The 21,617-nt window shown below is 67.1% G+C and carries 20 protein-coding genes and 1 tRNA gene; 9 read left to right on the top strand and 12 right to left on the bottom strand.

Annotated elements, in window-relative coordinates; translation table 11 throughout:
• Window positions 1-50 precede the first annotated feature (50 nt).
• Together ACFTSF_RS16690 and ACFTSF_RS16685 are read left to right on the top strand one after the other, a co-directional pair.
• The gene (locus tag ACFTSF_RS16690; protein ID WP_380154588.1) at window positions 51-815 is read left to right on the top strand and encodes a glycoside hydrolase family 16 protein; all 765 of its coding nucleotides are present in this window, start codon (window positions 51-53) and stop codon (window positions 813-815) included.
• Between the two features lie 120 nt (window positions 816-935).
• Window positions 936-1,166 (top strand): DUF4287 domain-containing protein, encoded by a 231-nt coding sequence (locus tag ACFTSF_RS16685; protein ID WP_132404770.1) that lies wholly within the window; start codon window positions 936-938, stop codon window positions 1,164-1,166.
• Window positions 1,167-1,233: 67 nt separating this feature from the next.
• On the opposite strand, the gene ACFTSF_RS16680 is transcribed toward ACFTSF_RS16685, so the two are convergent.
• From ACFTSF_RS16680 to ACFTSF_RS16670, 3 genes are all read right to left on the bottom strand, one after another.
• Window positions 1,234-2,385, bottom strand: coding sequence for a VOC family protein (locus tag ACFTSF_RS16680; protein ID WP_380154587.1), 1,152 nt, complete (start codon window positions 2,383-2,385; stop codon window positions 1,234-1,236).
• A 107-nt stretch (window positions 2,386-2,492) separates the two neighbouring features.
• The gene (locus ACFTSF_RS16675; protein WP_380154586.1) at window positions 2,493-3,323 is read right to left on the bottom strand and encodes a Bax inhibitor-1/YccA family protein; all 831 of its coding nucleotides are present in this window, start codon (window positions 3,321-3,323) and stop codon (window positions 2,493-2,495) included.
• A gap of 217 nt (window positions 3,324-3,540) precedes the next feature.
• Window positions 3,541-4,269, bottom strand: a complete 729-nt coding sequence (locus ACFTSF_RS16670) for a DUF4118 domain-containing protein (RefSeq protein WP_380154585.1) — start codon at window positions 4,267-4,269, stop codon at window positions 3,541-3,543.
• 107 nt (window positions 4,270-4,376) lie between these two features.
• Between ACFTSF_RS16670 and ACFTSF_RS16665 the strand changes: the two genes are divergently transcribed.
• On the top strand, window positions 4,377-5,552 hold the full coding sequence (locus ACFTSF_RS16665) for a GNAT family N-acetyltransferase (RefSeq protein ID WP_380154584.1): 1,176 nt from the start codon (window positions 4,377-4,379) through the stop codon (window positions 5,550-5,552).
• Between the two features lie 106 nt (window positions 5,553-5,658).
• Here ACFTSF_RS16665 and ACFTSF_RS16660 read toward each other — a convergent pair whose 3' ends face one another.
• Complete coding sequence (locus ACFTSF_RS16660; RefSeq protein ID WP_380154583.1) at window positions 5,659-5,802, bottom strand: hypothetical protein; 144 nt, start codon at window positions 5,800-5,802, stop codon at window positions 5,659-5,661.
• Between the two features lie 225 nt (window positions 5,803-6,027).
• Between ACFTSF_RS16660 and ACFTSF_RS16655 the strand changes: the two genes are divergently transcribed.
• Window positions 6,028-7,335: an NAD(P)/FAD-dependent oxidoreductase gene (locus ACFTSF_RS16655; RefSeq protein WP_380154582.1), complete on the top strand. Its 1,308-nt coding sequence runs from the start codon at window positions 6,028-6,030 to the stop codon at window positions 7,333-7,335.
• A gap of 51 nt (window positions 7,336-7,386) precedes the next feature.
• Here ACFTSF_RS16655 and ACFTSF_RS16650 read toward each other — a convergent pair whose 3' ends face one another.
• The 4 genes from ACFTSF_RS16650 to ACFTSF_RS16635 all read right to left on the bottom strand — a co-directional run bounded on the left by ACFTSF_RS16650 (window position 7,387) and on the right by ACFTSF_RS16635 (window position 12,697).
• Window positions 7,387-8,451 carry a hypothetical protein gene (locus ACFTSF_RS16650; RefSeq protein WP_380154581.1) on the bottom strand — a complete coding sequence of 355 codons (1,065 nt, stop codon included), beginning with the start codon at window positions 8,449-8,451 and terminating at the stop codon, window positions 7,387-7,389.
• Window positions 8,452-8,529: 78 nt separating this feature from the next.
• On the bottom strand, window positions 8,530-10,872 hold the full coding sequence (locus ACFTSF_RS16645) for a GH92 family glycosyl hydrolase (protein ID WP_380154580.1): 2,343 nt from the start codon (window positions 10,870-10,872) through the stop codon (window positions 8,530-8,532).
• Window positions 10,873-10,937: 65 nt separating this feature from the next.
• Entirely contained in the window at window positions 10,938-11,594 is a 657-nt protein-coding gene (locus tag ACFTSF_RS16640; protein ID WP_380154579.1) for a response regulator, read from the bottom strand.
• Entirely contained in the window at window positions 11,591-12,697 is a 1,107-nt protein-coding gene (locus ACFTSF_RS16635; protein ID WP_380154578.1) for a sensor histidine kinase, read from the bottom strand. The genes ACFTSF_RS16640 and ACFTSF_RS16635 overlap by 4 nt, the downstream gene beginning before the upstream one ends.
• A gap of 105 nt (window positions 12,698-12,802) precedes the next feature.
• Here ACFTSF_RS16635 and ACFTSF_RS16630 point away from each other — a divergent pair, with 105 nt between their 5' ends.
• The 4 genes from ACFTSF_RS16630 (at window position 12,803) to ACFTSF_RS16615 (ending at window position 14,728) form a co-directional block, all read left to right on the top strand.
• Window positions 12,803-13,309, top strand: a complete 507-nt coding sequence (locus tag ACFTSF_RS16630; RefSeq protein ID WP_380154577.1) for a glycine cleavage system protein R — start codon at window positions 12,803-12,805, stop codon at window positions 13,307-13,309.
• A complete protein-coding gene (locus ACFTSF_RS16625; RefSeq protein WP_380154576.1) occupies window positions 13,306-13,872 on the top strand; it encodes a peptide deformylase in 567 nt (188 codons plus the stop codon). The genes ACFTSF_RS16630 and ACFTSF_RS16625 overlap by 4 nt, the downstream gene beginning before the upstream one ends.
• 17 nt (window positions 13,873-13,889) lie before the next feature.
• Window positions 13,890-13,970 (top strand) — tRNA-Leu (locus tag ACFTSF_RS16620).
• Window positions 13,971-14,311: 341 nt separating this feature from the next.
• Window positions 14,312-14,728, top strand: coding sequence for a YybH family protein (locus ACFTSF_RS16615; protein WP_380154575.1), 417 nt, complete (start codon window positions 14,312-14,314; stop codon window positions 14,726-14,728).
• 242 nt (window positions 14,729-14,970) lie between these two features.
• Here the strand turns inward: ACFTSF_RS16615 and ACFTSF_RS16610 are convergent, their stop codons facing one another.
• Window positions 14,971-16,806 (bottom strand): GTP-binding protein, encoded by a 1,836-nt coding sequence (locus ACFTSF_RS16610; protein WP_380154574.1) that lies wholly within the window; start codon window positions 16,804-16,806, stop codon window positions 14,971-14,973.
• 187 nt (window positions 16,807-16,993) lie between these two features.
• Between ACFTSF_RS16610 and ACFTSF_RS16605 the strand changes: the two genes are divergently transcribed.
• Complete coding sequence (locus ACFTSF_RS16605) at window positions 16,994-18,055, top strand: serine hydrolase domain-containing protein (RefSeq protein WP_380154573.1); 1,062 nt, start codon at window positions 16,994-16,996, stop codon at window positions 18,053-18,055.
• On the opposite strand, the gene ACFTSF_RS16600 is transcribed toward ACFTSF_RS16605, so the two are convergent.
• From ACFTSF_RS16600 to ACFTSF_RS16590, 3 genes are all read right to left on the bottom strand, one after another.
• Entirely contained in the window at window positions 18,052-18,858 is an 807-nt protein-coding gene (locus ACFTSF_RS16600; protein WP_380154572.1) for a uracil-DNA glycosylase, read from the bottom strand. The two genes, ACFTSF_RS16605 and ACFTSF_RS16600, sit on opposite strands and share 4 nt — an antisense overlap.
• Before the next feature lie 67 nt (window positions 18,859-18,925).
• Window positions 18,926-20,092, bottom strand: a complete 1,167-nt coding sequence (locus ACFTSF_RS16595; RefSeq protein ID WP_380154571.1) for an amidohydrolase family protein — start codon at window positions 20,090-20,092, stop codon at window positions 18,926-18,928.
• Between the two features lie 121 nt (window positions 20,093-20,213).
• Window positions 20,214-21,602 carry an MFS transporter gene (locus tag ACFTSF_RS16590; protein ID WP_380154570.1) on the bottom strand — a complete coding sequence of 463 codons (1,389 nt, stop codon included), beginning with the start codon at window positions 21,600-21,602 and terminating at the stop codon, window positions 20,214-20,216.
• Window positions 21,603-21,617: the final 15 nt, after the last annotated feature.

The following is a 21,617-nucleotide window of genomic DNA, read 5'->3' as shown; positions in this document are numbered from 1 at the left end:
GCGCTTCCAAACACACGATCGGAGCCCGCCCCACCGCTCCGGAGGTCACCATGACCAGGTTCCGCCCCGCCCTGCTCGCCCTGGCTGCGCTCACCTTGGTCGGTGGCGTCCTGACGCCGACCGGCAGTCAGGCCGCCACCACCGCGATCGGCGGCAGTTTCGTCGACAACTTCGACGGGTTCGACACCGGCCGCTGGCACAAGGCCGACGGCTGGAGCAACGGCTCGATGTTCAACGTCGGCTGGCGTGCCGACCATGTCTGGTTCAGCGGTGGGGTGATGGGCCTCAACCTGGACAACGCGTCCTGCCCGGGCGGCTGTTCGGGGAAGCCCTATGCGTCCGGCGAGTACCGCACCAACGACCTCTTCTCGTACGGCCGGTTCGAGACCCGTCTCAAAGCGGTCAAAGCGTCCGGCACGGTGACGTCGTTCTTCACCTACACGGGGCCGAGCGACAACCAGCCCTGGGATGAGATCGACGTCGAGATCCTCGGCAAGAACACGACCCAACTGCAGACCAACTACTTCACCAACGGTGTCGGCGGGCACGAAAAGATCATCAACCTGGGCTTCGATGCCGCAGCCGGCTATCACGATTATGCGATCGAATGGTGGAACCAGGGCACGATCAACTGGTTCGTCGACGGTCGTCTGGTGCACCAGGAGAACGGGTCCCGCGGCGCGCTACCGACCCGGCCGATGCGGGTGATGCTGAACCTCTGGCCGGGCATCGGTGTCGATGGCTGGCTGGGTCCGTTCAACTACACAGGCCAACTGACCGCGACGTACGACTCGGTCCGCTACACGAAGTACTGAAACGGGGGTCTCCTGAAACCGGCCACTGAAATGGGACAGACATGAAGAACCTCTTGCCTGTAGGCGTCCTCGTGGTGCACAGTCGATAGCAACGCGGTACCCCGATAACGGGAGGCAACGATGGGCTTGAACCACTCCGAGGAAACGCACCAGCGTTTGGTGGAGAAGGTGCCCAGATGCACCGGACGCGGAATGACCGAGTGGTTCCAGCTGATGAACGACGGACCGTCGTTCCTGCGCTTCGACGACAGAGTGCGATGGCTCTCCAGCGAGTACGAACTCGCGCACGGGCACGCAACCGCCATCGTCCATGAGTACGACCTCGTCAAAGCACACCGGCGAATGGGCTGACAGCCGAACAGGAGAAGAGATTTCGGAGGGCCTGCCCCTACAGGTGGAGGGGCGGGCCCTTCCTGTTCTACAAGGGTTTTCGGGCTATTAGATCGAGTTCGTTGCCTTCGGGATCGGTGAGTGAGCAACGATCCGGTAGTTCGTTGCGGATCGTCCCACCGGCCTGGACCGCTTGCTCGATGCGCTGTGGCAACTGGTCGGGCGCGATGTCGAGTTCAAGCCGGATGCGGTTGCGCTGCTCCCGCCTTTCGGACTCGGTTGGGTCCAAATGCTGGAAGATGAAGCCCGGGTTGAGACCTAGCGGATCGTAGCTGTCGCCGACCTCGAACCGCGGATCACGCGTGTAGCCGAGAGCCGTTGTCCAGAACGCCTGAACCGCCGGTACGTCGACCGCGTCGAGCCCTAGTTGCACGAACCGCAACTCGTCGGTGTTCGCGGCCAGGCCGAGGTCGCGAGCGGCACCCTGGATGCGCGTCGCCAGGTCGACGAACGCTTCTCCGGCTTCTTCCCACTTGTCCTTGCCGTGGTCGATGATCACGCCGCCGGCCCGGATGTCCAGCATCAACGGAATCCCAGCCGCATCAGCAAGCTGGGCGACCGCCGTCACCAACTGAACCGCCTGCGCTGCTGAGCTCGTTCGGTAGAAAGTCATTGCTGCAAACAACGTCTGCCAGTCGGTGGCGGTTGGCGCGAGCGCGTCGCCCGGCACGAGATCCACCTCGTTGCCTTCACTATCGGCCAGCATCACACCCCACGGTCCCGCCGGCTCACGATCTCCCCGCACCGCCTCAACCACCGCGCTCGGCCGTACGACGTCCACGTGGAACCGATTCCGCAGCGGTCGCACCTCGTCGGTCGGCAGCACGATCACGTCCGGACCCCGGTGCAACGGATCCACCAGCCGCCCACCACCGGTCACGCGGTAACCAAACGCCGTACCCCAAAACTCTTGTACGGCGGCGGTGTCCACGGCGTCGAACACAATCCGCAACTCCTGCAGCGCAGCGGGGTCAGAGCCCGGCCGACTGACGGCCTGGTCGCCGCCGATCCGGTCGCCGGATGCCCTGTCGCCGCGGGGTTGTCGCACCCGGAGGCCGCTCGGGCGCAGGTCGATGTCCGGCAGGCTGCCGGCCTCCGCCAGCCGGCCCACCAGCGCGGCTCCGGCGCTCAACGACGGCGCGTCGATCCACGTCCCCAGCCCTGTCAGTTTGGCGTCCATGTCCGCACCCTAGAACTCATTCCGGACATTCCCCGTCCGGTGGCCAGAAACGGCCGAAGGGCCGGCTCCTCGCGGAACCGGCCCTTCGGGTTGTCGTGCGGGTGTGACTAGTCGCCGCCACGCAGGATGGCGAGGATGCGCAGCATGTTCCAGTACAGCCAGACCAGCGTGACGGTCAGGCCGAAGGCAGCGCGCCAGGCCTCGTTCTGCGGGGCGCCGGCGCGGACGCCCTGCTCCACCATGTCGAAGTCGAGGATCAGGTTGAAGACCGCCAGGCCGACACCGAGTGCGGCGAACAGCAGCCCCAACGGGCCCATCCCGCTGATCCCGGTGGTGATCCCGAAGAGCCCGAGCACGAGGTTGACCAGCAGCACGCCGGCGAAGCCCATCGTCGCGAGGATGACCATCTTCTGGAACCGCGGTGTCACCTTGATCGCGAAGTACTTGTACGCCGCCAGCGTCAGACCCGCCGTCACCAGCGTGGCCAGGATCGCCTGCGCGACGATACTCGCGTCGCCCCGGGCGAACACGTTGACGATGACCTTGCTACCGACACCGAGGAAGACACCCTCGAGAGCCGCGTAGACCATCACCAGCGCCGGGTTGATCCGGCGCGAGAACGACAGCACCATCGCCACCGCGAAGGCCAGCAACGCGCCACCGAGGAAGGCCGGCAACACCAAACGGTCCGGGACCGCGATCCAGGCGGCGGCGCCGGTCGCGGCGACAACACCCAGCGTGATCGCCGTCTTGACGATGACATCGTCCAGCGTCATGGGGCGGCTGCCGGCCGGTGCACCCTGGTACTGCTGGGGCGGCACACCCGGTCCGCCGTACTGACCGGGCTGCTGACCGTACGGAGCGGCCCCCGGATAAGCCTGGCCATGGCCAGGCGCAAACGCACTCGACCGGTTCAGGACCGGGTTACTGCTCTGCATGACATTCCTCCTGGTGACCCACATCCGGGGCCGTATCGAAATACTACGGTCCCACCCTTAACAACATCTGAGAATCCACCCCTCGTTCCCCAACCGAAACCCAACCCCACCAACGATTTCAATCAGCCACCGATGGAAACGGCGTGGCGTCGTACCTGTATGGGCAGGTACGACGCTTGCCGGCGGCCACCCGGGACGTGGTGCTCCCGCAGGCCGGTCAGTGGGGTTGGGTGGTGAGGGCGGCGGCTACCTGGTCGGCGAGGGCTACGGCTACTCGGCGTTGGTCCAGGTCGGGGCGGGCGATGTGGGTGGCGGCGGTGAGGAGGAAGCGGCCTCGGATGCGGCCGGCGTGCTGGACGGGGAGTTCGATCTCGGCGTTCGTGGGGAGGCCGTCGCGTTCTACCTTGAGGATGTGGCCGCCGCGGGTGACTGTGCCGTCGGGGTTCAGCTGCGGTGCCGAGGTTCGGTTGTTTCCGGCAACGAACTTCACGCCGTCGATCCCCAGTACGACGGTCAGTTCCGCGCGGACGTGATCGATCAGGTCTTGCGTCGAACCACCTGTGGCGACGGCCTGGGAGGTCGTGATCACGCCGTCCAGGTAGCCGCGGTGGCGGGAGGCGCGGGCTTGTTGCCGACGGCCCCAGATGGCGATTTCGCTGACGGCGACACCGATGACCACCAGCAGAATCGTGGTTTCGATGTCGTCGCGGCTGTCGATGGTGAAGCGGTTGTACGGAACGGTCAGGAAGAAGTCGAACCACACCGCACTCGACACAGCCGCGAGCACCCCGGCCGACCGGTGCCCGAACGCGGCGACGCCGACGATCACCACGGCCAGCACCAAGGCGGCGTTCGCGTTGTCGAAGCTGTCGCGCAGCAACGCGAGCAGAGCACACACCGCCGGCGGGACCACCAGCCCGATTGCGAGCACACGGTTGCGATTCACAATCCCATTGACCCTCGCGACCCCACCCGCGATCAACCCTTCTCACAAACGTCTATCAGCCGTAATCCAGTGGCCGCCAGAGCCTCCGCGTCCTACCGTGCTGAGCTATGCACACCCTGCGCCCGGCCACCCTCGACGACGTCGACTTCTTGCTGGATGTCTCCATCGAGGCATCTCGCGATCAGGGCCGCCTACCGGCCGCAGCCGACGAACCAGGCTGGCGCGAGGGCTACCTCGACCTGGCCCGCCGGCAGATCTCCGACGGCCCGTCGACCACCAGCGTCATCGAGCTCGACGGCCGCCCGGTCGGCCGTCTTCGCGTCACTCGGGAGGCGGCCCGGATCGAACTGAACGGCATCCAGCTGGATCCGTCGGTCCAGGGCCGCGGCATCGGTACGGCGATCATCCGGCAACTGCAGCAGGAAGCGGCCGACCGCGGCGTACCGCTCGATCTCGGCGTCGAACGCGACAACCCGAACGCCCGCCGCCTCTACGACCGCCTCGGCTTCCTGCAGTACGCCGAAGACGACCGCGAGGACAAACTCCGCTGGCGCCACGACATCTGGACAACCGAGCTCGCCACGACCTACGACACCCCCGGCGTCGGCATGTTCGCCGACGACGTCCTCGGCCCGACCACCGCCCGCCTGGCCGAACTAGCCGCCGGCGGCCGGGCCCTGGAACTAGCGATCGGGACCGGCCGAGTCGCCGTACCGCTGGCTGCCCGTGGCGTCCCGGTCAGCGGTATCGAGCTCTCCCCGCCGATGATCGAGCAGCTCCGCACCAAGGCCGACGAGGCCACCATCCCGGTCACCATCGGCGACATGTCCGCCGTACGCGTGCCGGGCGAGTTCTCCCTTGTCTACCTGGTCTTCAACACGATCTCGAACCTGCTCACCCAGGAAGAACAGGTCGCCTGCTTCCGCAACGCCGCCCGCCACCTCACCCCCGGCGGCCGCTTCGTCATCGAACTCTGGGTCCCCGAACTCCGCCGCCTCCCACCCGGCATCCCCGCCACGGTAGGCATCGCCGACCCGAACTACATCCTCCTGGACACGTACGACGTACTGAACCAGCACGTCGTCTCGCACCACTTCCGCTTCGCCGACGACGGCTACGAGGCCACCCTCTCCCGCACCCCCCACCGCTACATCTGGCCCGCCGAACTGGACCTGATGGCCCAACTAGCCGGCTTCACCCTCGAATCCCGCCACGCCGACTGGTCCGGCACCGAGTTCACCGCCGACTCCCCCTCGCACGTCTCGGTCTACCGCCTCACCTGATTGCCGGACCGCCCCCACTCACCAACCTCCGTTTCACCCACTTCCGAAGCGCACGCCACGCTCAGCGGACGGCCCCACGACAGGTTGGTGAGTGTCTGGGGTCCGCCTACCAGGGCCAGTGCTCGGCCAGCACCCTCGGATCGTCGCCCGGGGACACGACGACCACCGCCTCGAGGCCGTCGTCGAACACGACCAGCGGGCCGTCCGCGGCCACGAGATGCAGTGGCGACACCATCAGAGTCCAGCTCATGCCGATCATCGTGCCATCGGGCCCGGGCATCTTGCGGTTGCGTGACGGGTGGGTGGATAGCTCGGCGGTGGGTGGGAACCGGGTGACGATAGGCCCATGGGTGGTCACTCGCACGAGGGATTCCGGTGGGTGAGATCACTCCCCAGAGGGTTTGTGAAAGTTTTCACGAACGGATAACCTGAAGTAGACATGAAGTCGTAGAGCCACTCAGGGAGAGTGAACCGCATGACAGCCCAGGTGCCGCACATCCTCGTCGTCGGAGGCGGTTACGTCGGGATGTACACCGCGTACGGACTGCGTCGCGCGGCCAGGAAAGGCAAGATCCGGGTGACCGTGGTGGACCCGCGGTCGGTGATGACTTACCAGCCGTTCCTGCCGGAGGCGGCGGCTGGTTCGGTGGAGCCGCGGCACGTGGTGGTGCCGTTGCGTAAGACACTCAAGGGTTGCCGGGTGGTGACCGGTCGGGTGACCGGGATCGACCACGCGCACAAGGTCGCGAAGGTGATGCCCGAGGAGGGCCCGGAGTACGAGTTGGCCTACGACCAGGTCGTGGTCGCGCTCGGCTCGATCGCCCGCACGCTGCCGATCCCGGGGCTGGCCGAGGAGGCGACCGGGTTCAAGAACGTCGAAGAGGCGATCGCGCTGCGCAACAAGGTGCTGGACCGCCTGGACGTGGCGAGCTCGCAGCCCGACCCCACGCTGCGCAAGTCGGCGCTGACCTTCGTCTTCGTCGGTGGTGGGTACGCCGGTGTCGAGGCGTTCGCGGAGCTCGAGGACATGGCCCGGTACGCGACCCGGTACTACGACAACATCAAGCCCGAGGACATGCGCTGGGTGCTCGTCGAGGCGACCAACCGGATCCTGCCCGAGGTGGGCCCTGACCTCGGCAAGTACACGGTCGACCAGCTGCGCAAGCGGAACATGGACATCAAGCTGGAGACCCGGCTGGAGTCCTGCGAGAAGGGCCGCGTGGTCCTCAGCGACGGCGAGGAGTTCGACGCCGACACGATCGTCTGGACCGCCGGTGTGAAGGCGAACCCGGCGCTGGCCGCCACGGACTTCCCGCTCGACGAGAAGGGCCGGGTCAAGTGCCTCGCCAACCTGCGGATCGAGGGTGTCACCGACGCCTGGTCCGCGGGCGACAACGCCGCCGTACCGGATCTGACGTCGGACAGCGGCGCGTACTGCGCACCCAACGCCCAGCACGCGGTTCGGCAGGCCAACCGGCTCGCCGCGAACATCCTCCGCACCGTCGACGGCAAGCCGCCGCAGGACTACGAGCACAAGTACGTCGGCTCGGTCGCCAGCCTCGGCCTGCACAAGGGTGTGGCGCAGTTGTTCGGCATCAAGGTGAAGGGCTGGCCGGCCTGGTTCGTGCACCGCACGTACCACGTCTCCCGCGTCCCCACCTTCAACCGCAAGGCCCGCGTCATCCTCGACTGGACCCTGGCCCTGTTCTTCCGCCGCGAGGTCACCTCGCTCGGAACCCTCCAGGCCCCCCGCGAAGAGTTCCGCCGCGCAACGCAGTCCTAGCGAACCGCGGAGCAACCGGCCGGTCGCCCGGCCGGTTGCTACTGCAGTGGCTCAGAGCTTGATGACGGCGATGCCGTCGATGGCGGCGGGCGCTGTGCCGACTGCGACGAGCTTGACGTCGCCGGTGCGCTGCACACCGGCGGGCAGGTAGGTGATCTTCCGGTACTCCGTGGCTGGGGCGGCCAAGGACACCCGGCCGAGCTTCACCCCCGCGTGGTAGACGTCCACGGTGCCCTGGCCGGGGCCGTGCGTGGCGACGAGGGCGATCTGCTTGCCGGTCTGAGCGGTCTTGACGAGGGCGGCGCCGTTCGACTTCAGCGTGCTAACGGTGCCGCGGTAGCCCATCGGCTCGAGCACCCTGCTGACGGTTCCGGTCGAGGTGAACGAGCGGTCGTCCCACGGCGCGAGAACGCAGGTCTCGGGCGTCCAGCCCGACACGTTGCCGGCCCAGTCCCGGCCGCGCGCTGACACGCACCGGTCCACGCCAGGCACGGAGTCCCAGAAGAAGTCGCTCTTGCGCTGGTCGTGCCAGTAGTCCGGGTACACCCACGGGCCGCGAGGCTTCCCGGGGACCAGATCCCGGTAGGCGACGTCCACAGTGTCCTCGTGGGCACTGTCGTCGTCGAACCAGACCCGCCAGAACGCATCGATCGACACCCGGCCGCTCGTGTAGCCGCCGATGTACACCGGCGGGGTCCCGTCCCAGACAGAGCAGGTCGAGTACTCACTCCACGCGCTCTCGTTGCCAGTCACATCTCGGGCTCGCACCTGGAAGCAGGTCTCGGTACCACGCTCGGCGGTGTGGGTGACGGTGGTGGCGGTCGTCTTCTGCCACTCCGCGGGGAGGACCCATTCGCCGTACTCCTGCTGGCCGAGCTTCTTCTCCTGGTAGCGCACGTCGTAGTCGGCGAGCCCGCTGCCCGGCTCTTCCTCCGTCCCCGGGTCCTTGAACGCGTACTTCAGCGTCACACTGGCCGCATTCCGGAAGAACGCGCCGGCATCGGCGCTGACCTGCACCGGAGCGGTGACATCGTCCGCTGCGCTTGCTGTTGGTGCGGCCAAGGTCAGTACGGCGCACGTGCCGGCGGCCATGACTGCCGCGATTCGTGACTTCATCGGGCCCTCCCCTTCTCCGGGCCGCAGCCTAGGTCCGGGGAAGGCGACTTGCCCGACCTTTGCGCCGACGCGCAAAGGTCAGCGGTCGATCGGGGCCGTGCCCCAGGTGGTCGGGGTGTCGACCAGCTGTACGGCGATGCGGCCGCCGCGCGTGACGAACGATTCCGGCAACCAGGACTCGGTTCGCGGATGTCCGTTCAGGGCCAGCGATTCGACGTACTGGTTGGAGTCTGAGGTGGCTGGTGCCTCCACAGTGATCCGTACGCCGTTGCTGCGGCGGAGCTCGACTTTCGGGAAGAGCGGGCTGCCGACGAGGAGTTCGGCGCGGCCGGGGGTCTGCGGGAAGAGGCCGATGGCGGCGAAGATGTACCAGGCCGAGAGCGTGCCGAGGTCGTCGTTGCCGGGCAGCCCGGCCGGGCCGGTGCCGTAGACGGTGTCGACGATCTCGCGGGTGGTGGCTTGGGTCTTCCAGGCGACGCCGAGGCCGTTGTAGAGCCAAGGCGTGTGCAGACCGGGCTCGTTGGTCGGGTCGTAGCGGAGCGCGCTGCCGCCCTTGACCGCCCAGTTGCCCTGCTCGTCGTGGAAGAAGGCGTCGAGCCGCTCGACAGCCTTGCCGTCCATCTGCGCGGCCAGACCGGAGACGTCTTGCGGGACCATCCAGGTGTACGTCGCGCTGGAGCCCTGCGCGAAGCCGGTCTGGGTCGACGGGGTGAAGTTGGGCTCCCAGGTGCCATCCGCGCGGCGTGCTCGCTGGTAGCCGACTGCGGGGTCGAAGGTGTTCTTCCACCAGCTACCGCGGGCTTTCAGATCCGGTGCGCTGGTTCCGAGCCGCTGTGCCCACTGGGCGAGGGAGTAGTCGGCGAGGGAGTTTTCGAGGGTTTCGGCGGCGCCGCCCCAGCAGTGGCAGGCGTCCTGGGGCGCGTACTGGTGTGCCAGGTAGGTGTTGAGGGCCGGGCGTTGGCCGGTGCATTGCCCTGGGCAACCACCATCTAGCTCGGCTTCGGCGTTCTGGACGCGCGCCTGCTGAGCCAGCGACGCAAAGGCACCTTGTACGTCGAAGTTGCGCACGCCCATCGCGGCGAACGTGGCCAGCGTGGGCGCGGCCGGGTCGCCGGTCATCACATGGGTCGGGCCGTTGTTGTGCAGCCAGCGATCCCAGATACCCTTGTTTTGCTGGGTAAACTGATACATCGACTGGGCGAAGTCGCCCGCCACGTCGGGTTTGAGGAGGGCGAGCAACTGAATCTGCGCCCGGTACTGATCCCACCCGGAGAACGTTCCGTACTGCGCCTTCTGACCGCGCGCGAGCCGGTGGATCTTCAGGTCGGATCCGAGGTAGCGTCCGTCGACGTCGTTGAAGACGTTCGGCTGCAGCAGCACGTGATAGAGCGCGGTGTAGAACGTGGTCCGCTGTGCATCGGTCCCGCCGGTCACCTTGATCGCCTGCAGTTCGCGCCGCCAGTCGTCGTACCCGTCGGCTGCCAACTGAGCGACGGTCGCGTTGCGCCGCACCTCGGTCCGGAGGTTCTGCTCGGCACCCGCGAGGCTCACGTACGAGATCCCCAACTGCATCCGTACCTTGGCGCCCGGGGCAAACGTCACGTACCCGCCCGAACCACGCCCGGCCCGGTCCGCACCGGTCGCGTACCCCTCGCCGCCGGTGGTGTGCGTGCTGCCCGCGGCCAGGTCTCCGTTCTTCCAGGTGCCGTTGGCAACGATCGGCTGGTCGAACGAGGCGGTGAAGTACAGCCGGTAGTAGGTCTTGCGGTTGTTCACTCCCCCGTTGGCCCGGCGGCCGCAGAACGCGCCGGTCAGCACGGATCCGGTCACCTTGCGACCACTCGGGTCGATGGTGATCTCCGCATCCTCGCTGCCGTTCAGAGAGTTCGACGTACGGAAGAGCAGGTTCGCGGTCTGGTCGGCCGGGAAGGTGAACTCGCCGACGCCGGCTCGCGTGGTCACGGCCAGGTCGGTCTTGACGCCGGAATCCAGCGTGACCGTGTAGCGGCCCGGTACGGCCTTCTCGTTCGCGTGGCTGAAGTTCGTGGCGTACTTCGCGTCCTTCGTGTCGGCCGTCGGCGACGAGTCGACCGCCCCGACGTACGGGAGGATCGGGATGTCACCGGCCGCACCGGGATTACAGCCGGCGCCGCTCAGATGGGTCAGACTGAACCCGCGGACGCGCGTGACGTCGTACTGGTAGCCGTTCGCCGCGCCGGTGCTGGTCTGGTCGCCGCGCGTACTCGTCGGGCTCCACGAGATCATCCCGAACGGCCGGACCGCACCCGGCCACGTCGTACCGTCACGCAGCGAGCCGATCAGCGGATCGACGTACGCGGCCGGGTCGTACGGCGCCTTCGCCGAAGCGGGTACGGCGGGGACCAGTAGAGCGAGTGCGAGACCAGCTGCGACCAAGCGCATGGAGGAGCCTCCCGTTGGCGGACGGACGTTCCAACGATAGAAGGCGCAGGTGGCCGGTAGGTGTCCTACTCGTGGAGCAGGCCCGCATCGTGGACCAGGAGGGCGATCTGCACGCGGTTGTTCAGATCGAGTTTGGTGAGAATCCGCGAGACGTGGGTTTTGACCGTCGGCACGCTCAGATAGAGGGTCGCGCTGATCTCCGCGTTCGACTTCCCCTCGCCGACCGCGACGGCGATCTCACGCTCCCGCTCGTTCAATCCGGCCAGCCTGCTGACGGCTTTCGTCTTGCGTTGATCCTGACCGGACGCTGCGACTCGGGTGATCAGTCGCTTGGTGACGGCCGGCGACAACACCGGCTGCCCGCCGGCAACCCGCCGTACCGACTCGACGATCTCGGCCGGTGGGGTGTCCTTCAGCACGAATCCGGCGGCCCCGGCTCTGAGCGCTCGCAGGACGTGCTCGTCGGCGTCGAACGTGGTGAGGATGATGATCTCCGGTGCGCCCGGCCTCCGGCGTACCGTCTCGGTCGCGGTCAGGCCGTCGGTGTTCGGCATCCGGATGTCCATCAGTACGACGTCCGGCGCGAGCCGCTCGATCAGCCCGGTGACGCCGGTCCCGTCGCCGGCCTCGCCGACCACGCGAATGTCCGGCGCACCGCCCAGCATCAGCTTCAGGCCGGCGCGCAGCAGCGGGTCGTCGTCGACGATGAGTACCCGGATCATGACGGCCACGGTAGCCAGGCGGACAGCCGGAACTCGCCGTCGGGGGTGCGGCCGTGTTCGAGCCGGCCCTCCACCAGGGCCGCGCGCTCGGCCAGCCCGAGGAGCCCTTGACCGTCGCCACGCCGCCGGTCCGGCGCCGGGTTGCGGACCTCGACCGTCAAGCCGTTGCCCGGGGCACCGTTCATCGCGATCGTGACCCGCTCCCCCGGTGCGTGTTTCATCGCGTTGGTGAGACCTTCCTGGACGATCCGGTACGCCGTACGTCCGATGTGATCGGGGAGCGCGCCGGCGACGTCCTGCTGGAACTCGACCGGCACCCCGGCCGCCTGGGAGGCCTCGACCAGCGCCGGGAGGTCCGCGAAGCTGGGCTGAGGCAGCTCGCCGACCGGGGCCCGCAGTACGCCGATCACCTCCCGCAGATCCTGCAGCGCCTGATGGGCACTCGCGCGGATCACCTCGGCGGCGTCGGCGACCTCCGCGGTGGACGCATCTGGCCGATAGGCGAGGGCTCCGGCATGCACGCTCAGCAACGACAACCGATGCCCGAGTACGTCGTGCATCTCGCGCGCAATCTCCTCGCGGGCCCGGAGCTGGCCCTGTTCCGCCTGCAGCCGGGCCACCATCTCGGCCCGGTCGGCGCGGTCGCGCAGCGTCTGCAGAAGCTGCCGCCGGGACCGGATGTAGAGGCCCCAGCCCGCGGTCGCGATGTAGATCGCGATCGCCGCGACCGCGACCGCCGGCCCGTCAGCCTGCTGTTTGACCTGCAGGTATGCCGCCAGCGACAGCGCGTTCACCGCGAAGACCAGCAGGGTGGTCCGCAGCCTGCGGTAGACCGCCACGGACAGGATCAGGATCAGGGTCGGCCCGCTGGCCACCTCGGAGAACACCGACACCGCCGAGGCGAGCAAGGCCAGCTGCACGGGCCATCGCCGGCGGAACCACAGCGTCAGGCTCAGCGCCAGGCCCAGGCACACGTCCAGGACGCGCATGCCCTCGGACGCTTTGGCACTGTCGTCGAAGATGATCAGGCCGAGGACGATCGCGAACACGAACACGACGCTGTCCACGATCCAGTCGCGTGGGCTGCGCCGAGGCTGTTCCATGGACCTGACGGTACCGCCGGGAAACCGCTCGCTGGCGCGTTCCGGGCTGTCCGGATACCGAAGTCGGTGTGATCTCCTCCTTTGGTTGACGGTAGGTTCCCGGGCATGAGCCAGCTCGCAGTCACCGTCATCGGCCCGGACCGCCCGGGCATCATCGCGGACGTCACCGAGGCCCTCGCCGGTACCGGCGTCAACCTCGAGGACTCCACGATGACGCTTCTGCGCGGTCATTTCGCGATGATGATCGTCTGCTCCGGCTCCCTCGACGAGGTCGTCGCCGCCGTGGAACCACTCCGCGGTGAGCTCGTCATCACCGTCCGCGCCATGGGCCCGGAACACGAGCACGCCGCGATCGGACCGTCGTACCTGCTCAGCGTCCACGGCGCCGACCGCCCCGGCATCGTCGCCGCGGTCACCCGGATGGTCGCAGCGGTCGGCGGCACCATCACCGACCTGGCCACCCGGCTGAGCGGCGACCTGTACGTCCTGACCGCCGAGGTCGAACTCCCGGTCGCCGCCGACCTCGAGACGCTGGAACGCGCCCTTGAGATCACCGCCGAAGAGCTCGGAGTCGGCGTCACCCTGAGCCCGGCGGAGAGCGACGACCTGTGAGCGTCGCGCACCTCAACCAGACCCTCGCCAGTTGGAGCCCTGCCCAGCTAGGCCTAGTCGGCGACATCCTGGAAGTAGTCCGTGCCCCGCACCCGGTCCTCGCCACCCCCGGCGCAGCGGTCGACCCCCTAGACCCGGTCATGATCGCCCTGGCCGCCGACCTCGTCGCCACCATGCGCGTCTCCCCCGGCTGCGTCGGCCTCGCCGCCCCTCAAGTCGGCATCTCCGCCCAGATGTTCGCCCTGGACGTCACCGGCCACCCCAAAACCCGCACCTGCCACGGCGTCTTCGTCCTCTGCAACGCAGTAGTCACCGAAGCCTCTCGCCAGGAAAAAGCCCGCGAAGGCTGCATGTCCGTCCCCGACTTCACCGGCGACGTCAAACGCGCCACCCGCCTCGCAGTCACCGGCGTCCTCCCCGGAACCACCGACCAGGTCACCATCACCACCGATGCCTTCGAAGCCCGAGCCCTCCAGCACGAAATCGACCACTGCAACGGCAAACTCTTCCTCGACCGAGTAGCCGGAGCGCACGCCGTACACCCCCGCAAGGTCTACAAATAACGTACTCTCGACCCCGCGCCCGGGTGGCGGAACGGCAGACGCAGCGAGCTTAAACCTCGCAGCCGAAAGGCGTACGGGTTCGAATCCCGTCCCGGGCACCTGTACGACGATCAGCCCCGCGTGCTCCGCAGCCGCTACCTTCGTCGCTCCGCTCCTCAACGCGTCCGCTCCACACGCACCCCACCCACCCCCGTCTATTCGCCGTCCTCTACTTGCGGGCTGCCGCCCGCCCACGCGCTACCGCGCGACCGACCCCGCTGTGGCGGGCCGGTGCGCACAGGCTGAGCTCTGACGCGGATTCTGACGAACAGGCAACCTCGACCCATTCTGCGGAGGGTTGCCAGGCGTATGTGCGCGGGGAAACATGGGATGCCCACCGCTGTGCCGAGACAACGCCCCGGCCCCAATCTCTGGGCAAGTCCGAGCCTTGGAGGCGCGCATGAGTGACCTCGACGACTTTCTGACGCCGACGTTGGCCCGTCAACTGGAGGCGGAGCGGGCGCTGATCAACGGCGACGCGAGTCTGCGCGTGGAGCTGACTGCGAGGCAGGACCCGGTGACCGTGTTCGGGGCGAAAGTGCCGGTTAGACAGGGATGGAAGGACATCAGCGAGGTCCTGACCTGGCTGGCGGGGCGGTGGTCCGACTCCACGGCGTACCGGTTCGAGGTTGTTGCGGCGGACGTTAGTGGGGACCTGGCGTACATCGTCGGGTTCGAGCACATCGCCAACTCGGTCGTCGGGGTGCCGGTTGAGCCGTATACCTTGCGCGTCACGCACATCTTTCGCCGCGAGGACGGCGAGTGGAGGATCGCCCACCGGCACCGACTACGTCCCGATCGATCAGACCCTCCCTGATGAAAGCCAGCACAAGTGAGTGTGAGGAGTGTGTTGTCGAGTGCGACCTCCGTGCCGTTGTACATCGTTTACCGGCGGCACTCTTCGCACAGTCGAGGTGGGTTGTGGTTATGGCGCGTCGAGCGAAGCCACCGTGGGGCGGACCGCCATCACCGTCTATGTCCGCGCGGCCTCCCTGGTTCACGCTCAGCACGCCGGCCCGGCCGACTCGGGAACGGTTTGGACGGTGCTGCAGGTCCGGCTCAGCGCAGTGGGGCGTAGTGGTGTAGGTGGGCGTCTATTACGGCTAGGCCGTGGGCGGCGCCTACCAGTTCGTGGCGGAGGGCGTCTACGGAGCCGGTTCGGAGGTGGGCCTCTACTACGGCGGTGTCGTCGGTTGTGGTGGTGGTTTCGGGGATTGCGCCGTGGCGGGCTAGGACTTTGAGTACTTCGGAGATGGTGTCGGCGGGGAACTCGACGCGGATGTGGTCGATGGGTTCGCAGATGGTGGTGCCGGCAGCGCGGACGGCTTCGGTCACAACCAGGGCTGTGGTGGCTCGGACTTCGGCTGGGCGGGGGGAGGCTGGTGGGTAACCGGATTCGGTGAGGGTGATGTGGACGTCGGTGACGGGCCAGCCGTGGGGACCTACGGTGAGCGGGTCGTTCAGGTAGCCGCGGACGGCTTCCCGGAAGGCTTCGGTGGTGTTGTAGACGTGGAGTGGGAGGGAACCGTGCTCGGCGGTGATCTTCAGGGTGATGCCGCTGCCTGGTGGGGCGGGCTCGATGGTGAGCCCCATGGTTACTGGGTATTGGTGCTCGCCGTAGCGGAGGACGGCGTGTGCCCGGCCTGCAGGGCGTTCGATGCAGATGACAGAAGGTTGGCCGAGAGAGACGTCGATGCCGTACTCGGTAGCGAGGGTTTCGGCGATGACCTCTTGCTGGACCTTGCCGTAGAGGCTGACGTGGAGTTCGTCGTGCTGGACTCGCAAGGTGATCAGCGGGTCGATGTCGGCTAGCTCGGCGAGGGCTTGGTAGAGGTCGTTCTGGCGAGCGGGGTCTTTGGCAGTGATGGTGGATTGCAGCGCGGGTGGGCGGAAGTTCGGCGTGGGTACGCCGGTTGGCCGGGTACCGATCCAGTCGCCGATGCGAGCCTGGTCGAGGCCTTCTACCTGGATGATCTGGCCGGCGGTGGCCCGAGCGGCCGGTACGGCGCCGCCGGGCTGATGCAGTTGCAGAGCAGTGACGGTGCCTTGGGCAACATGATCCCGTACGGCGAGGGAACCAGCGCGCAGGCGGATCGAGCAGAGGCGTGCCCGTTTGGCCGTCCGCTCGATCTTGAAAACCTGCCCGGCCGTCGGCCCGTCGAGGTCACGGTCGGAGGAGGTGGGAAACAACCGCAGAATCGCGTCGGTCAACTCCGAGACACCGGCCAGAGTGCGTGCAGATCCGGAAAGGACCGGTGAGACAACACACCCGGAAGTGAGCGAGCGGAGACTGCGCCACAGCCGGTCCGGCGACGGCAGTCCGCCGTCGATCCACTCCTGCAGCAGCAGATCGTCGTACCCGGCGAGGTCTGCGCACAGCCGCTCAGCTGAAGAGCCCAACACCACAACGGATTCGGTGAGGTACCGCTGGATCTTCCCGATCGTCCGGTCGACGTCCGCGCCCATCCGGTCGACCTTGTTGACGAAGAAGATCGTCGGCACGTTGAGGCGCTGGAGAGCGCGATGCAGGACGATCGTCTGCGCCTGGATGCCCTCGACGGCAGAGACGACCAGTACGGCGCCGTCGAGCACGGCCAGGGATCTGTCCACCTCGGCGATGAAGTCAGGGTGGCCCGGGGTGTCGACGATGTTGACCCCGACATCCGCGGCATAGAAGGTCGCTACCGCAGCGCGGATCGTGATTCCGCGGCGGCGCTCCATCGCCAGACTGTCTGTCTGCGTCGTACCGTCGTCGACCCGGCCGCGCTCGGCGACAGCGCCGCCTAGTTGTAGCAGCGCCTCGGTGAGGCTGGTCTTGCCGGCGTCGACGTGGGCCAGGACGCCCAGGTTCAGCCAGCGGCGCGGGACAGCGGTAGCAAGGGGTGTTCGATCCATGAAAGTCCTCGTGAGCAGTTGGAGTGGGGCAGCGTGCTCACGAGTTGGCGCATGGGTCGATTCACCTTTCCTGGTTGGTGGGAAAAGGCCACCATGTTCGACCGCTGCCGGAGGTGTCAACCGATTAAGGGAGAGCTCCGGGCGTTCCCGGGTACCCGCGGCCGCCCGGCCCGGTCAGGGTGGAGGGATGAAGACACTGGTAGGGATCGCCGCCCTCGCGCTGCTCGCCGCACCGCTGCAAGCTGAGGCAGCACCGCACAAGCTGCAACGCGGCCTGGACGAAGTCGTCCGTACGGCGGGCGTCGGCGCGCAGGTGGAAGTCCGCGACCGGAACTCGGTCTGGCGCGGTCGCAGCGGCGTCGCCGAAGTCGGTACGACGAAGCCGGTGCCGCTGGATGGGCACTTCCGGATCGGGAGTATCACCAAGACGTTCCTGGCGACCGTGGTCCTGCAGTTGGTGGCGGAGAAGCGGTTGCGGCTGGATGATCCGGTCTCCAACTGGTTCCCGGAGATCGATGGCGTCACCGTGCGGCAGTTGCTGAACCACACGAGCGGCCTGTACGACGTCCTGTACACCCTGCCCCGACCACCGCAGCCGGAGTTCTACGCGAACCGGTGGCGGACCTGGACGGCCGACGAGTTGATCCAGCGAGCGCTCGCGAATCCGCCGACAGGTGAGCCCGGCGAGAAGTACAAGTACTCCAACACCAACTACCTACTGCTCGGCGAGATCGTCGAGAAGGTGACCGGTCGTTCGTATGCCCGGCAGATCGAGCGACGCATCATCCGGCGGCTCAACCTCGAGCACACCAGCCTTCCGGGCACCACACCGCAGCTCCCGGAACCGCACGCGCACGGGTATGTTCCGAACCCGGATCGGACGCTACTCGACTACACCGAGATGAACCCGTCGCTGTTCGGTGCGGCCGGCGAGATGATCTCGACAACTCATGATCTCGACCGATTCATGACCGCTCTGCTCAGCGGGCGGCTGCTCCCGCCGTACCTGCTCAAACAGATGAAGACTCCGGGCACCAAGGACGGTCACTACGGCCTCGGACTGGCCTGGCGGGACACGACATGCGGAATGCGTGCCTACGGCAATGATGGTGACGCACTGGCCTACCAAAGCTGGTCATTCACCACGGCAGACCTCCGGCACCGCGTCTCCCTGGTCCTCACCCCGAACTTCACCAGCGACTCCGACGACGTCGTAGATCCCTTCCTGGACAAGGCTTTCTGCGGCTAGACGTCAGCCAGGACACGAGCTCGATTCAGTACGGCGTCGGTCATGGCCTCGGTGAGTTTGCCGGTGAAGGTGTTCTGCTGGCTGGGGTGGAAGCAGCCGAGGACGGTCACCTGGCCGACCGGCACCTCGACGCCGTGACCGAACTTCGGGCGCGGTTTGGGGACGGCCGGCCCAAGCGCGGTGAGCAGGGCGTCGTACCCGAACTTGCCGAGGCAGATGATGACGCGGGTGGTCGGCAGCACCAGTTCGAGTTCGCGGCGGAACCATGGGGCGCAGGCGTCGCGCTCGACCGGCGTGGGTTTGTTGGCGGGTGGGGCGCAGCGGACGGCGGCGATCATGCGGGTGGCATGCAGTGCGAGGCCATCGCCCGCATGCGTCGAGGTCGGCTGATTGGCGAGCCCGACCCGATGCAGAGCGGCGAACAGCCAGTCGCCGGACCGGTCGCCGGTGAAGACGCGGCCGGTCCGGTTACCGCCGTTCGCGGCCGGCGCCAGCCCGGCGATCAGGATCCGCGGCTCGGCGGCACCCCAGCCGGGGATCGGTCGGCCCCAGTACGGCTGGTCCGCGAACGACGCACGCTTGCTATGGGCAACCTCTTCGCGCCACTCCACCAGTCGATCGCAGGCCCGGCAGACCGAGACCCGCGCCTCCAGCTCCGCAAGCCCACCGACCGCCAGTTCGCGGACCTCATCCGCCGACCGAGCAACCGCCGTACCGGGCGAAGCCGGATCCTCCGGCCATCCGGTCCCAGGCGGGACCGGACTCTCGAACAGCTTCCCGGTCAACGGATGCGGCAACTCCACCCCTGCAGACTAAACCGCGACCAGCGCCGTACGGCGGGCGGTCGGCACCCGCGATGAGCCCGATCCGTCAGACCTTGATGCCGAACAGCTTCTCGGCGTTGCGGAACGCGATCTTTTCCTTGTCCGCCCGCGGAAGATCGACTGCCCGGAACCAGTCGGTCCCTTCTTTGATGCTGTCGATGAAGGGATAGTCGGTGGCGAACATCACCCGATCCACACTGATGTACTTGAGCAGGAGCTGGAGCAGTTCGTCCTGGAAGAATGCGCTGGTGGTGAACCAGAAGTTGTCCTGGAAGTACTGCTCGAAGGGCTTCTCGAGCGAGTTCTCGGTCGGCTCGCCCATGTCGTTGGCGATCCGCTCGTAGTAGAACGGAAGGCCTTCCCCCATATGGCCGACGATGATCTTCAGTTTGGGGAATCTGTCGAAAACCCCGTACGCGATCATGCGGACGCATTGGATCAGCACCTCTTGGTGCCAGCCAAGTCCGGACCCACTGAAGATGTAGTCCTGGAACTCCTTGGTGTATTCCGATCGGGTCGTGCGGTAGTAGATGTCGTAGATCTCGTCGGCTGGATACCCGGGATGCAGGTAGATCGGCACATCGAGAGCTTCGGCACGTGCCAGCACAGGCTCGAAATCCGGATGATCGAGGTACTTCTTGGAGATGTGACCGTTGGTCAGTGCACCCAGGAAGCCGTCTTCGCGAACCGATCGTTCCAGTTCGTCCGCCGCCGCCTCCGGGCTCTGCAAGGGCAAGGTGGCGAATGCCTGGAAGCGGCCCGGGTGACTGGCCATCGGCCCCTCGACCAGCAGCCGATTGAGGCGATAGGCAAAGTCGATCCCCTTCTTCCCAGGGACATTTTGTACGGACGGCGTATGCGCGGAGAGGATTTGAACATTGAGTCCCCCCTGGTCCATGTCGCGGATGCGGCGTGCGTCCAGATCCGCCAGACCGATTTCCGTGAGGAACGCGATGTGATCCTTGTTGAGGGAGTTCAGCTTCATCAGCTCGGAAGTCGAGAAGGTCTCTTCCGTGCCGATGAACTTCAGATCCTGGTCACGAAGTGCGATCTCTTCTTTGGTGCGCGAGATTTGCGGGTCCTTTGTGTCGCCGTCGCGGGTCGCGAGTGCCGTTGCGGACATTCCGACGCCGGCACCGAGTACGGCCGCGCCGGCGACAAACCCGCGGCGCCCAAGCAACCGTCGCGGTGGGTCTTGCTTGGTCGGTTCCATTCCGTCTGTGCTCCTTCGCTGGGATTGTGCAGATCACGCTCCCAGCTCGGCCCGCCCGACTCATCCGCCCACGGATGACACTTCCCCGTACTCCGCACGGAGTACCGAGGGCCAAACTCGTTCAGACCAAAGCGTGAGCGGTACGGCGGGCGGTGGGGATCGCCAGCGCGAGTACGACGGCCGCCGCGGAGAAGGCGGACAGCAGGATGAACGTGTCGATGAACCCCGACTCCGCCGGAAGACCACCGGGCTGGAGATGACCGGTGATGATCGAGCCGGCCAGCGCCGTACCGATCGAACCGCCGATCGTGCGGATGTTGGCGTTCATGCCGGTGGCGGCGCCGGTGTGTTCGCGCGGCACGTTCTGCACGATCAGGCTGGTCATCGAGGCGTAGGCGAGGCCCAGTCCGATCCCGAAGATCGCGGTCGAGACAGCGACCTGCCAAGGCTGATCGTGGAACTCGGCGAAGGCCAGCGAGGCGACCAGACTCAGCGCCGAACCGCTGATGACCTGCAGTTTCACCGGGAAGTACGGCGCCACGTGGCCGCTGAGTGAGCCGGTCACGGCCATCGTCACGAGCATCGGGAGCATGAGCAGCCCGGCCTCCGACACAGTCGAGCCGAACCCGAAGCCGGCCGCCGTCGGGATCTGCAGGAACTGCGGGACGAACGCATAGACCGCGAACATCGCCGCACCGAACAGCAGCGCGACCAGGTTGGTCGTCCACACGGCCGGGATCCGCATCACCCGCATGTCGATCAGCGGGTTCTTCGACCGCAGTTCGACGGTGACCCAAGCAGTCGCGAGTACGGCGGCCGCCGCGAACAGACCGATGGTGCGGAACGAACCCCAGCCCCACGACCGTCCGCTGCTCAACGGGAGCAGTAGCGCGATCAACCAGCTCGACAGCAGGACGGCGGCCAGCCAGTCGATCCGGCCGGGTGCGCGACTGGGTGATGCCGGGATGAAACGCCGTACCAGCACGATGGCGACGGTGATGACGGCCAGCGGGAGCCAGAACAGCCAGCGCCAGCCGAGGTTCGCCACGATCGGCCCGGCGAGCACGATCCCGAGCCCACCACCGGCGGCGATGATCGCGGACATCACGCCGACGGTCGCGGGGACCCGTTCGGTCGGGAACTCGTCGCGGATGATTCCGAACGCGAGCGGGAAGACCACACCGCCGATGCCCTGGATGACTCGGGCGGCGATCAGTACGCCGATCGTCGGGGCGAGGGCGGCGGCCAGACAGCCGACGGCCAGCGCGACCAGCCCGATCAGGAGCGTGCGGTCCTTGCCGTACATGTCGCCGACCCGGCCGAGCAGGGGCGTGGAGACCGAAACCGACAGCAGCAGAGCGGTGAACACCCAGGTCACGGTGCTCGAGGTGGTGTGCAGATCATGCTGGATCACCGGCAGCGCGGGGCTGACCAGTGACTGCAGCATGGAGAACGCGGCGACCACGGTGGCGAGCACCGCGAGCGTGCGCCGCGAGGAGTTTCCAGGCATGCCAAAGTCCTTCGA

This window comes from Kribbella sp. NPDC056951, assembly GCF_042674205.1.
In the GTDB taxonomy this organism is placed as follows: domain Bacteria; phylum Actinomycetota; class Actinomycetes; order Propionibacteriales; family Kribbellaceae; genus Kribbella; species Kribbella yunnanensis.
The sequence above is the reverse complement of the archived record's forward strand: the minus strand, read 5'-3'. Positions and strand labels throughout refer to the sequence as shown.